This is a genomic window from Enterobacter sp. UPMP2052 (assembly GCF_053709675.1).
The window spans coordinates 1082117-1094240 of sequence record NZ_JBSKJR010000001.1; the positions used below are offsets into that span (position 1 = coordinate 1082117).

At 56.4% G+C, this 12124-nt stretch carries 14 protein-coding genes; 8 read left to right on the forward strand and 6 right to left on the reverse strand.

Annotated elements, in window-relative coordinates; translation table 11 throughout:
• Positions 1-112 precede the first annotated feature (112 nt).
• From sra to ACWKX3_RS04970, 4 genes are all read right to left on the reverse strand, one after another.
• Positions 113-250: a stationary-phase-induced ribosome-associated protein gene (sra, locus tag ACWKX3_RS04955; protein ID WP_006175351.1), complete on the reverse strand. Its 138-nt coding sequence runs from the start codon at positions 248-250 to the stop codon at positions 113-115.
• A 95-nt stretch (positions 251-345) separates the two neighbouring features.
• The gene (bdm, locus tag ACWKX3_RS04960) at positions 346-561 is read right to left on the reverse strand and encodes a biofilm-dependent modulation protein (protein WP_042319838.1); all 216 of its coding nucleotides are present in this window, start codon (positions 559-561) and stop codon (positions 346-348) included.
• 141 nt (positions 562-702) lie between these two features.
• Entirely contained in the window at positions 703-1224 is a 522-nt protein-coding gene (locus ACWKX3_RS04965) for a VOC family protein (protein ID WP_454541371.1), read from the reverse strand.
• Positions 1225-1274: 50 nt separating this feature from the next.
• Positions 1275-2126, reverse strand: a complete 852-nt coding sequence (locus ACWKX3_RS04970) for a Vmh family MBL fold metallo-hydrolase (RefSeq protein ID WP_454541684.1) — start codon at positions 2124-2126, stop codon at positions 1275-1277.
• 111 nt (positions 2127-2237) lie between these two features.
• Here ACWKX3_RS04970 and ACWKX3_RS04975 point away from each other — a divergent pair, with 111 nt between their 5' ends.
• The 8 genes from ACWKX3_RS04975 to dsbG all read left to right on the forward strand — a co-directional run bounded on the left by ACWKX3_RS04975 (position 2238) and on the right by dsbG (position 10467).
• On the forward strand, positions 2238-3152 hold the full coding sequence (locus tag ACWKX3_RS04975; RefSeq protein WP_454541372.1) for a LysR family transcriptional regulator: 915 nt from the start codon (positions 2238-2240) through the stop codon (positions 3150-3152).
• Positions 3153-3194: 42 nt separating this feature from the next.
• Positions 3195-3623, forward strand: coding sequence for an OsmC family protein (locus tag ACWKX3_RS04980; protein WP_006175342.1), 429 nt, complete (start codon positions 3195-3197; stop codon positions 3621-3623).
• A 126-nt stretch (positions 3624-3749) separates the two neighbouring features.
• Positions 3750-5231 carry an alpha/beta hydrolase gene (locus ACWKX3_RS04985; RefSeq protein WP_454541373.1) on the forward strand — a complete coding sequence of 494 codons (1482 nt, stop codon included), beginning with the start codon at positions 3750-3752 and terminating at the stop codon, positions 5229-5231.
• Between the two features lie 95 nt (positions 5232-5326).
• The gene (locus ACWKX3_RS04990; RefSeq protein WP_454541374.1) at positions 5327-6538 is read left to right on the forward strand and encodes a diguanylate phosphodiesterase; all 1212 of its coding nucleotides are present in this window, start codon (positions 5327-5329) and stop codon (positions 6536-6538) included.
• Between the two features lie 100 nt (positions 6539-6638).
• On the forward strand, positions 6639-7016 hold the full coding sequence (locus ACWKX3_RS04995) for a hypothetical protein (RefSeq protein ID WP_454541375.1): 378 nt from the start codon (positions 6639-6641) through the stop codon (positions 7014-7016).
• Between the two features lie 46 nt (positions 7017-7062).
• Positions 7063-9087, forward strand: coding sequence for a protein-disulfide reductase DsbD family protein (locus ACWKX3_RS05000; protein ID WP_454541376.1), 2025 nt, complete (start codon positions 7063-7065; stop codon positions 9085-9087).
• Positions 9088-9091: 4 nt separating this feature from the next.
• A complete protein-coding gene (locus ACWKX3_RS05005) occupies positions 9092-9712 on the forward strand; it encodes a DsbA family protein (RefSeq protein WP_454541377.1) in 621 nt (206 codons plus the stop codon).
• A complete protein-coding gene (gene dsbG, locus ACWKX3_RS05010; protein ID WP_454541378.1) occupies positions 9709-10467 on the forward strand; it encodes a thiol:disulfide interchange protein DsbG in 759 nt (252 codons plus the stop codon). The genes ACWKX3_RS05005 and dsbG overlap by 4 nt, the downstream gene beginning before the upstream one ends.
• A 56-nt stretch (positions 10468-10523) precedes the next feature.
• On the opposite strand, the gene ACWKX3_RS05015 is transcribed toward dsbG, so the two are convergent.
• Together ACWKX3_RS05015 and ACWKX3_RS05020 are read right to left on the reverse strand one after the other, a co-directional pair.
• A complete protein-coding gene (locus ACWKX3_RS05015) occupies positions 10524-11816 on the reverse strand; it encodes a glycoside hydrolase family 10 protein (protein ID WP_088209114.1) in 1293 nt (430 codons plus the stop codon).
• A 7-nt stretch (positions 11817-11823) separates the two neighbouring features.
• The gene (locus ACWKX3_RS05020) at positions 11824-12111 is read right to left on the reverse strand and encodes a VF530 family protein (RefSeq protein WP_454541379.1); all 288 of its coding nucleotides are present in this window, start codon (positions 12109-12111) and stop codon (positions 11824-11826) included.
• Positions 12112-12124 lie beyond the last annotated feature (13 nt).

Here is a 12124-nt window from a genome sequence, read left to right on the forward strand (position 1 = left end):
TGCTGCGGGGTGGGGTCGGGCGGTATTATAAAGGAGGTAAATGGTAATTACCGCAAACCATAAAAAAAACACCACCGGGGTGACCGATGGTGTTGTGGATCCTTAACGGGACTTACTTACCTGCGTGGCGTTTTCTGCCGGTAGCGTGGGTGACTTGCTTCTCGCTGTCGCCCTCAATCACCACTTTACGCTGGTTAGAGAGTTTGTAGTCCAGTCCCAGAATGTGGCGTGCCTGACGGTTCGATTTCATATTTACTCCTCAATCCTGTTGATAGTTTTAAGGACAAGTTTGCTTTCGCAAACGAAATGTAACCCCTTAGGTTGCAGATCCAGCATAGCAGATTTTTACAACGGGGCATTACGCCCGCTGACAACATAGTTAATGGTCTGCTGGTAGATGTCACTGAGGATGTCATTGTCTGTGGCTTCCACCCACCGGGTCAGTTCCATCAAAATGTCATCTTCAGTAACAGCACCGTGCTCGGCGTGAAGACCCTGCGCGATTGCGTTGACCAGTTCTGGCTGAGCTGCTGTGGTGTGTGCCGGATAATAAGTAAACATGCTGCCTCCGTGTCGTTGTCTGTTTAATGTTACGGCTTGCAAAATCTTAATTCACAAACAGAGTGACAAATATTTTTCGCGTTGTGGCTCAGATTCGTCCTGGAAATAAAAATATCATTTCCCATAGCACAGAATTAAAATTTAGGGTTTCCAGCGACGTAATTTTGTCGTTTTTTCATAAGGCATGGGAGAGGGCCAGGAGATCAATTCCACCACGCTTCCCCACGGAGTCTGGCCATAGCAGAAAGCATTGCCGTCGCCCTGTTCAGCCGGGAACGTAAGCGGCTTGGGTTGGGTAAACATTTCTCCCCCTGCGGCGGTGAAGGCGGAGATGGCTTTTTTAAAATCATCCACATACACGGAAACGTGCTGGAGGCCAAAGTCGCTGGCGCGGGCGGGATGCCCCTGTTCAGGGCCGTGCATTTCGAACAGCTCAACGCCCGGGCCGTGTGGCATAGCCAGCATACGGATGGCGCGGATTTTTGTGCCGGGAAATAACCTTAATGTTTTTTCCTGCGCGTCATGGTCAATATTTTCACTGCCGGGGTCAACCGAGTGGTATAAAACCGTTGCGTCGAATGCCTGTTTAAAAAAGAGGGTGGCCTGTTCAATATCAGGAACCGTAATACCAATGTGATCAATACCGCGAACTGACGAAGTCATCATTACCTCCTGCTATAAAAAAATAAATATAGCAGGAGGTATTCAGTTCATTACCACTTCATCTCGCCGGTATTCACTTTGGCGCTCAGCTCAAGCGAACTCTCTTCTGCAAGCGCGGGGTACACTTTTTTCATTGCAGCGATCGCGCCTGCGGAGTCTTTATGCTCCTCCAGGGTTTTCTCAAACTGGGCCAGATAAGCTTTGGTGAAGTCTATGGCCCCCGTACCGGCTGGCGGCGTACCGAGATAATGCCCCGGAATCACGCGCTCTGGCTGATGCGCGGCCATATTATCCAGCGTCTGCTGCCATTGCTGACGGCTGGCTTTGGTTTGCGTGTCCGCCGTCCAGACGTGAATCCCCCAGGAGACGCCGGTGCCGCCCAGAATCGTTTTGGCCGACGGGATCCACACGTACGCCGCGTAGCTTTCAGGCTCTTCGATTTCGACTTTCTCGCCGTCGATCATAAAGGTGTTTGAGGCAATGACCTGCGGCACCACAAGTTTAGCGGGCGCGCCGTCTTTCATCTGGGGTCCCCAGAAGGCGAGCTTGGCCTCTTTCGTGGCGTTGATATGATCAACGACCTGTTGCGTGGCAACCACTTTGGCATTCGGGAAAGCGCTGACCAGCGGTTGCAGGCCGAAGTAGAAATCCGGATCGCCAGAAGTGATCACAATCTTGTTGAGGGTCTTGCCGGTGCGGCGGATTTTTTCCACCAGCGCTTCACCGTCTTTCACGCTGAACTGTGCGTCAAACAGCACAGCCTCTGTCGGCCCGGAGACCAGCGTCGAGGAGACCGCGAAAATACCTTTCTCCTGCGGGTTATAAGTATCAATGGTTAACGGTGCGGCAAAAGCCGCTGGGGTGAAGAGGGTGCACAGCAATGCAAGGCGAGTGAGCTTCATCATGTTGTCTCTGTTATTCGGGAAAGACTCTATTGTACGGATTTCACCATTTGCCAGAATTCCTGAAACAAGACATGCTTAGTTTCATAAATCGAGCAGATGGAGCATAAGATGGATCGCGTTATTGCCGCTCAGGTCTATAACCGCATTTGCGAACTGGGGAGCCTGAGCGCGGCGGCACGTGCGCTGGGGATCTCCCGTCCGATGGTGAGCCGTTATCTGGAGCAGATGGAAAAATGGGCGGGAACACGGCTGGTTAACCGTTCAACCCGCAAACTGACGCTGACGGCGGCGGGTGAAAAAGTGCTGCAAAAAACCCGCACGCTCTCGCAAATTTCCCAGGAGATTGAGGATCAGTCTGCGAAAGATTCCCCCGCGGGCACGCTGCGGGTGGCCTGCGCGCATTTTACCGCCATGCAAATCATTTCGCCGGTGCTACCCGGGCTGCTGGCGCGTTATCCCCAGTTGCGTATTGAGCTGGATGTCAACAACCATCCGGTAAGCCTGGTGGGCGAGCGTATCGATGTGGCGATCCGCATCACCGATAATCCTGAGCCAGGCATGATCGCCCGCCGGCTGGGGGAGTGCGATTCGGTACTCTGCGCCTCTCCACGTTATCTCGCAGAGGCGGGTACGCCGCAACAGCTTGAGGAATTGATGCAGCACAACTGCCTGCACTACAGCTTTTTCGCCGGGCAGTCGTGGCGCTTTGTCAGCCCACAGGGGGAGCTGGTTTCAACAGCGGTAAGCGGCAATCTGAGTGCCAGCATTTCGTCGCTGCTGATGGAGGCGGCCATTAACCACTGCGGCATTGCGATGCTGCCGGAGCGTGAGGCGCGAGACGTCTTACAGACGGGGCAACTGGTGCCAGTGCTGAGCGCCTACACGCCCAAAGCGATCGGGATTTTCGGTATTTATCAGTCGCGTGACTACCAGCCCGCCGCGCAGCGGGTGTTCCTCGATGCGCTGGCTGCATATCTGGCACCCCTGTCAGACTCGTCTGTCTTTCCTGCAGAAAACGCGTAGCGTCCTATACTTATCTCTTTGTAAGCCAAAAGGAGAGCAAGAATGACGATTCATAAGCACGGTTCAGCACACTGGTCTGGCGACATTAAGCGCGGCAAAGGGACGGTTTCCACAGAGAGCGGCGTCCTTAACCAGCAACCTTACGGCTTTAATACCCGTTTTGAAGGGGAAAAGGGCACAAACCCGGAAGAGCTGATTGGCGCGGCACACGCGGCCTGTTTCTCCATGGCGCTGTCGCTGATGCTGGGCGAAAGCGGCTACACGGCGGATTCCATTGACACCACGGCGGACGTGTCGCTCGACAAGACCGACAGTGGTTTCGCAATCAGCAAAATCGCGCTGAAAAGCAAAGTCACGGTGCCTGGCATCGATCCTCAGCAGTTTGACGGCATCATTCAGAAAGCCAAAGCTGGCTGCCCGGTATCGCAGGTGCTGAAAGCGGAAATCACCCTTGATTACACGCTGAACTAAGTCAGAGCCGGGCGATGCCCGGCTTTTTCCTGTCTCTCATCCGCCTTTCATACACCTCATCAATACTCCAGACGTTTCGCTTTTTTGTTAAGATAGTAAAACTGTGATTATCAAAGGGATATCGGCATGGCGAATTTGCCCTGGCGTGTCAGCGTGCGTCTGATCGTTTTTGCAAAAAAAGTGGCATTGGTGCTGGGGATCGTGCTGATTGTGCTCCTCGCGGTGCGGGTTTATCTCTCGCAGCAAGGCCCGGCGCTGCATCTCTGGCATACCTGGCGCGCCGATGAGTTGTCAGCCCCTGAGATGGATAAGGCCACATTTGCGCAGTACCTCACCCGCGAAAACGCCATTTTCGCCAGCCTGGATGCCGAGGTAACGTCGAAGACCGACGCGACAGAGCGCACGCCGCTTAACCGCTACGCCCGCCAGAGCCTTGTCTGGCCCGGGCAGTTCACCCCTGATGCCAACCGTTCCATGGTTCTGATGCCTGCCGGGAAGCCTCGCGGAGCCGTCGTGCTGTTGCACGGGCTGACGGACTCGCCCTATAGCGTCAGGCATCTGGCCATTCGCTACCAGCAGCACGGCTTTGTGGCGGTGGTGCCGCGTCTGCCCGGTCACGGCACGGCCCCCGGCGCGCTGACGAATGTGGACTGGGAGATGTGGCTGGCCGCCACGCGCCTTGCCGTGCGTGAGGCTACCCGTCTTGGTGGCGATGTTCCGCTGCATCTGGTGGGCTATTCCAACGGCGGGGCGCTGGCGATGAAATACGCCCTCGACGCGCTGGACAACCCGCAGCTTCGTAAACCCCAGCAACTGGTCCTGCTGTCGCCGATGATTGGCGTGACCGCGTTTGCCCGATTTGCCGGATTAGCCGGGCTACCGGCAATGCTCCCCGCCTTTGCCAAGGCGGCCTGGCTTAACATAGCGCCGGAATATAATCCTTATAAATACAACTCGTTTCCGGTTAACGCCGCGCGTCAGTCCTGGCTGCTGACCCAGGCTCTGCAGCAGCAGCTGACCCGCGCCAGCAAAGAGAACAGGCTTGATGCACTGCCGCCCGTGCTGGCGTTTCAGTCGGTGATGGATTCCACGGTCAGTACCCTCGCCGTGGTGACCGAATTGTTCGATCGGCTTCCGGCTAACGGCAGCGAGCTGGTGATGTTTGACATCAACCAGGCCGCGAGCTTCCGTCCACTGTTCAAACCCTCGTCCTGGACCGCTGTCTCTGAACTCCTGCCTCCGGCAGTAAGGCGTTACACTGTCACAGTTATCACGAATGACGGCCCGCACAGTTTCAATACCGTGGCGAAAACCACGCCAGCAGGCCGTACGGCTGAAACGTCCGTGGCGCTGTCGCTGCCTTACCCGCAAGACGTCTACTCGCTGTCGCACGTGGCGGTGCCGTTCCCGCCGGATGACGATCTCTATGGCCGTCAGCCTGAGGTGAAGAACCGCTATGGCATCAGCCTCGGGACCATTGCGCTGTGGGGCGAAACCTCGGTGCTGAGCGTGGGTAAAGAGGCGCTGATGCGCGTCACCTCTAATCCGTTCTACAGCTATATGCAGGGGCGCATTGATACGCTGAGCGAGCCGGCGAAAAGTCATTAAACATTTGCCTGACTTATGTATATGTATTAGTTCAGCCGCTTGCAGTATGCTGGAGCTTCGCTTTCAGCGTTTCTTAACTATCGGGACCCGTTGCTGTGCTGACTACACTCATTTATCGAAGCCGGTTACATTCATCCTGTGATGCCGCTCAGTTGGGCACGCTGGTTGAGCAGGCTAAGATCCGCAATACGGGTCTGAACATCACCGGCATTTTGCTCTCCAGCGGGCATGAAATTCTGCAAATCCTTGAAGGAAAGGAAGAGAGCGTCGTTACGCTTTTCCTCAAGATTCGGGAGGACAAACGCCACTGCGATGTTGTGGAACTGATGCGTGACTATGGTCCGCGCAGACGGTTCGAGCATGTCGGCATGTTGCTGTTTAATTTGCAGGTGCAATCCCCGAAGGACGTTCTCCAGTCGGTGCTGCACTACAGCAAGCTGGAAAGCTATCTCGCCTCCGGGGACCGGGTCTTTAAGTTCATCCAGTCATTTATAAACCGAAAAGGGACGGCAAATCCCGGCACGACATTTGATGCCAGCCAATGGACGCTGTCCCGGGAGCGCGCCCCGTTTGCCACCGACGTGGGCCTGCTGGCCGATCAGTCCTGCCAGTTTGCTCTCCAGCCGATCGTGGAGCCTGCCGAAGGTAAAATCAGCTCCCTCGAGGCCCTGATACGCGGCAACGACGGCGGCAGCCCGGAACATTTCTTTCAGACGCTCGATCCGGAAAAAATCTACGAAGTTGACCTCCAGACAAAAGCTTATGCGTTTGCGCTGGCGGAAAAGCTGGGAATAGGCGGGCATAAAATCGCCGTGAACCTGCTGCCCATGTCACTCGTCAAAGTGCCCGGCGCGGTCGAATTTCTGGTGGATCAAATTAAGATCCACGGGCTTCAGCCGGAGCAGGTGGTGATTGAGGTGACGGAAAACGAGATCATTTCCGGTTTCAACCAGTTTAACAGCGCCATCAAACAGCTCCGGGCAGAGGGCATTGGTCTGGCAATTGACGATTTTGGCTCCGGGTATGCCGGGCTGTCACTGCTGACGAAATTCCAGCCGGATAAACTCAAGATCGACCGCGAGATTGTCAGCGATATCCACCTTAGCGGCCCGAAGCAGGCCATCGTGAAATCGATTGTCAGTTGCTGCACCGATCTGGAAATCACCCTGGTGGCGGAAGGCATCGAGAAGCTGGAAGAGTGGTGCTGGCTCGAATCGGCGGGCATTCGCCGTTTCCAGGGGTTCTTGTTTGCCCGCCCTCAGCTGAACGGCGTAGGGGACATTCACTGGCCGCATATGATGCGCTGACGCGTACATAAACGCGTCGCCAGACAAAACCTTACACACCGGGGCTTGTAGATTCATCGCTATCGTTTATGATCCAAGCGTTCAATCATTATGGAAACTTATGCGCAACCGTCCGCTTCTCGGTAAATGGCTTCTGATAATCACCTGTCTGGCGATGGCGCTTTGCCTGGTTCAGCGGGCGGTCTATCTCAACCATTTTTTGCAGGGGCTGGATCAGCAGGCGCAAACGGTACTGATGACTGACGGGGCGGATAACACCTCCGACTCAGAGCAGTCTGGCCCATCACCGTGTCAGCTTGGCGCACACTCACTGCTGTGCGCCCAGCCGTTGTTCTTCGACGGCGCGCTGCCCGCCATCGTGATTTTCTTCGCGCTGCTGTATCTGGTTACCCAGGCGCGTGCGTGGGTTTACCGGGAACAGCCTGTTCAGGCCCCGCCTCCCCGAATACACCTCAAAAACTGCGTCTTCCGTGAGTGAAAACATCGTGACCACACGATAATTTTCACTAATCACGGAGTAAAACATGTTTAACGTCTTCAGGGGCTTTGTCCTCCTGTTGCTGTCCTGCATTGGCATCGCCCATGCGGCAGACACAGGCTGGTTAACCTCCCCACAAAACGATCACGCCCGGGTTCGCGTCCAGGCGGAAAAGCGCCAGCACGACACAGTGGCATTACTTACCGTCGAGCTGCAGCCCGGCTGGAAAACCTACTGGCGTTCGCCGGGCGAGGGCGGCGTTGCCCCGCAAATTAACTGGCCGAAAGGCGTCCAGGACACCTGGCACTGGCCCGTTCCCTCGCGCTTTGACATCTCGGGCCTGACCACCCAGGGTTTCCACGATAAAGTCGTCATCCCGATGACCCTGACCGGCCTGAACAGCGACACGCTGGATGGCACGCTGACGCTCTCTACCTGTAGCAATGTCTGTCTGCTGACGGACTACAAGCTGCACCTGGATTTCAACGCGCCCGTTGATGCGGGGTTCCAGGACGCATTTGACGATGCCATGCGCGCCATACCGGGGGACTCGGGCGTTTCTTCCCATCTTGAGGCCTGGCTATCCGGCGACAAACTGGTGGTGACGGGCACGACGGACGGCGAGTGGCATAATCCTGGGATCTACTTTGACCCGCTGGAGGGCGATATCCTGCCCGGCGAGCCGGTGATTAAGCACACCGGCAATCAGCTGCGCGTCACGGTGCCGGTGACCGATGAGTGGGGAGATAAGCCCGCTACGCTTGAGGGAAAAAAACTGTCGTTTGTGCTGACCAACGGCGACAAGGCTCAGGAAACCGTGATGACCGTGGGCGCGGAACCCGCCGCTCAGGGCCGTTCGACGAACCTCTTCAGCATGCTGGCCTTTGCACTGCTCGGCGGGGTGATCCTGAACCTGATGCCCTGCGTACTGCCGGTTATGGGGATGAAGCTGAGCAGCGTGCTGCACGCTGGCTCCGACAGGCGCAAGATCAGGGTACGTTTCCTGGCGACGACCGCCGGTATTCTGACCTCCTTTGCGCTGCTGGCCGCGATGGTGACGGCCCTGAAGCTGACCGGCGCATCGCTCGGATGGGGCATTCAGTTCCAGAATCCCTGGTTTATCGGCCTGATGGTCGCGGTGACATTCATTTTTGCGATGAATTTGTTTGGCGCGTTTGAAATGCTGCTGCCTTCTGCCGCAGCCGGTCGGCTGGCAACGGCGGGTGGCTCAGGCTTAACGGGCAGTTTTTGTGAGGGCGTGTTCGCCACGCTGCTCGCCACGCCGTGCTCCGCGCCATTCCTGGGGACCGCCGTGGCCTTTGCGTTGGCGTCACCCCTGCCGACGCTGTGGCTGATCTTCCTGATGCTTGGCGTGGGGATGAGCTTGCCGTGGCTGTTTGTCGCGCTGATCCCGAAAACCGCCATGCTGCTGCCACATCCGGGTCGCTGGATGAATACGCTCAAGATCATTCTCGGGGCGATGATGCTGGCGTCCAGTCTCTGGCTGGCGACGCTGCTCCAGCAGCATTTAGGTAACGTTATAAACCACGTCATCATGCTTGTCATGATCGTGGTAGCGATCGTGATTTACGCCCGAATTGGGCAAAAAAACGCGCCGATCTTCTGGTTGGTGGTGATGTCGCTGGCAGTCTTTGGCGGCTACCAGCTGCGTGGGCTGGTGCTCGCTGAGCCTGCTTCCCGGAGCGAGGCCAGCCGAGCAGCGATCCCGTGGCAACCCTTAACCGAGGAGGCTATTCAGCGCGCGCTGGCGCAGGGGAAACGCGTGTTCGTGGACATTTCCGCCGACTGGTGCGTGACCTGCAAGGTCAACGAACATCGGGTTTTAAATCAGCCTGAGGTGATTGCCGCCCTGAGTGAGCCGGACGTGGTGGCCCTGCGCGGTGACTGGAGCAAGCCTTCGCCGCTGATTGCCGATTTCCTCGCCAGACGAAACCGCTACGCCATCCCGTTCAACGAGATTTCCGGCCCCGGCAAGCCCGACGGCGTGATCCTCTCGCCGCTGCTCGATAAACGCGACCTGATCGCCACGCTGAATAACGCCAAAGGTTAACATGATGAAAAAATTAGTGATTACGCTGCTGCTGCTTTTTACCTCCGTTCAGGCGATGGCCGCAGATGCGCTTACGCCGGAGCAGGCGCAGGAGCAGCGCGCGCAGAAGATCGTCTTTGACTTCTTGTTTAACGATCCGAATTCCCCGCGCATCGGGGCTACAAAACCTCAGCTGACGCTGGTGGTGTTCACTGATTACAACTGCCCCTACTGCAAAAAATTCGATCCTTATCTGGAAAAGATTGTAGAAAAACATCCGGAGGTGGCAGTGGTGTATAAGTTTCTGCCATACCGCGCTGAGAGTTCCGTTACGGCGGCTCGTGACGCCTTAACCCTCTGGCGCAGCCATCCCGGGCAATTTATGAAATTTAACGATACTCTGATGGCGAAAAAGGGTTACCACGACGACGCCAGTATTCAGGAGGCCCAGAAACGGGCGGGGGTCAACATCACGGCCCCGGATGACGAAAGCCTGGTTACGATCAAACGCAGCCTGTTGATTGCGGAAAAACTCGGTATTCAGGGTACGCCCGCAACGCTCATCGGTGATGTCCTGTTGCCCGGCTGGGTTCCCTATGAACAATTCGATGAAATCGTCAGCGACGCACTCCGGAGAGGAAAATGAAAAAACGACTGTTACTTTCACTGCTGATGGCATCCGGCCTGACGCAGGCCGCTGAGGCCGTGCCGGAGGTGGTTAAGCACTTCAGCGAGCAGCAAAACATTACGATCATCAAGAAAATCGATGCCCCCGGTGGGGCACCGGCCTGGCTTGGGCAATATCAGGATATGGGCGTGACCCTCTTTTTAACGCCCGACGGCAGGCACGTGATTTCCGGTTATCTGTATGATGATAAGGGCAAAAACCTCAGCGAGGACTATTTCCAGAAGGAGATCTACGCTCCGCTGGGCCGGGAGATGTGGAAGAAGCTGAACGCCGCGCAGCCGTTGAAAGAGGGGGCGGATACCGCGCCGCGCAAAGTATTCGTGTTCGCCGATCCGTTCTGTCCGTACTGCAAAGCCTTCTGGTCTGCCGCGCAGCCGTGGGTGAAGGCGGACAAGGTTCAGCTGAATACGCTGCTGGTTGCGTTTCTCAATCCTCAAAGCGGGCGTAACGCGTCCCTGATCCTCAATGCCAGTGACCCGGTCAACGCCTGGAAAGAGTATGAGCTTTCCGGTGGCAAAAAATTACCGAAAAACGAGGGCAAGGCGTCGCGTGAGACCGTTGCGCTGTTACAGCAGCATCAGCAGTTAATGGACAGCCTCGGGGCGAATGCCACGCCCGCGATTTATTATCTCAACGCCGATAACGAGCTACAGCAGGTGGTAGGAATGCCGGACGAGAAACAGCTGGAGGCGATGTTCGGGCCTAAACCCTAATCAACTCAGGCAGAAACAGGACGTTTCTGCCTGCCTTTTTTGGCTTAATTTTTGTCTTAACGTCCCCAGCGGCCCCTGAGGTACGTCACCGCGTCCTGCGTCTGAGGCTGATTGAGATAGTCTTCGCGGAACAGAATGGTACCGTTGACGTTAGGCAGCGAATCGTTCAAATCGAGCTGTTTTTTCAGCTCCGGCACGCCGCCATTCACCGTCCAGTCTGGCTCTTTTTTGGACGGTGCGCCCACCTTATAGAACGCAACGCCGATATACAGGCGAGTATGGGTCGGTTTTACGACGTCGGCCCACCACTTTGTCAGCACGTCATAGCGCGCCGCATCCCGCGAGAATGGCCAGTAGATCTGCGGTGCAATGTAGTCCAGCAGCCCCTGCTGCACCCACTGACGCGTGTCAGCGTAGGACTCATCATAAGCCGCCGCCCCGCGCGTGTCGGACCCGGCCGGGTCGTACGAACGGTTGCGCCACACGCCTGCCGGGCTTACGCCAAACTCAACGTCCGGCTTAAGCTGCTTAATGGCTCTGGAGACCTGAACGATAAGCTGATGGGTGTTGTGACGACGCCAGTCGGCTTTCGAACTGAATCCCTGACCATATTGCCGGTAAGTCTGCGCGTCATTCAGGGTTGAGCCGGGCGTTTCGGTATAAAAGTAATCATCAAACTGCACGCCGTCGATGGCATAGTGCGCGACCACCTCGGACACTACCTGGGTTATCCAGTCCCTGACCTCAGGAATGCCGGGGTCGAGCACGAACCGATCGCCGGAAACGCGTACCCACTCGGGGTGCTGCACGTAGACGCTGGAAGGGTGCAGCGATGCGGTGCGGTTGAGTTCGGCAACGGTTGACGGTTTTACGTTGGTGGATACCCGGTAAGGATTGAACCAGGCGTGAACTTTCATACCGCGCTTATGGGCTTCGTCCAGCATAAACTGCAGTGGATCGTAGCCGGGGTATTCGCCAATTTTCCCTGTCAGGGTGTCTGACCATGGCAGGATTTTAGATGACCAGAGCGCGGTGCTGTCGGGCTTCACCTGGAAAAAGACGGTGTTAATGCCGAGGGTGTGGAGCTTGTCGAGCTTATCCGTCAGCGCCCGTTTTTGCTGTGCAACGCGCTGATCGGCATTGAGGGTGTTTACCGACGATACCGGCGGCCAGTCAAGTCGGGAGACCGTCGCCAGCCAGATCCCGCGCATCGGTTCATGAGTCCGGGGCGTCGGTTTATTCGCCGACGGGAGTGGGGTAACCAGTGATTTCGGTGGTTTTGAGGCGCAACTAACAAGTAAAAGTGCACAACCCACCAGCGCACCAATCCGTTTTACATGTTGTGTCATGGATGTATTAGCTCTTCGTTATCCGGCTGTTGGCCCAGGGATTAAAGGCTGGCTCAGGCTGTGGTTCAACGTCATCGTCATTGAGTGAGTCCAGATACAGCGCTTCCACTTTGGCGCGCGCCCACGGGGTACGCCTCAGAAATTTTAAGCTCGATTTGACGCTGGGATCTTTTCTGAAACAGTTAATTTTGATTCGATTGCCTAATTCGTTCCAGCCGTAGCGCGCAACCAGCGCGGTTACCTGCATTTCCAGGGTTACGCCGTGGAGAGGGTCTTTCGAAACGTGTGCAGTCATAGCGCGTCCGGAT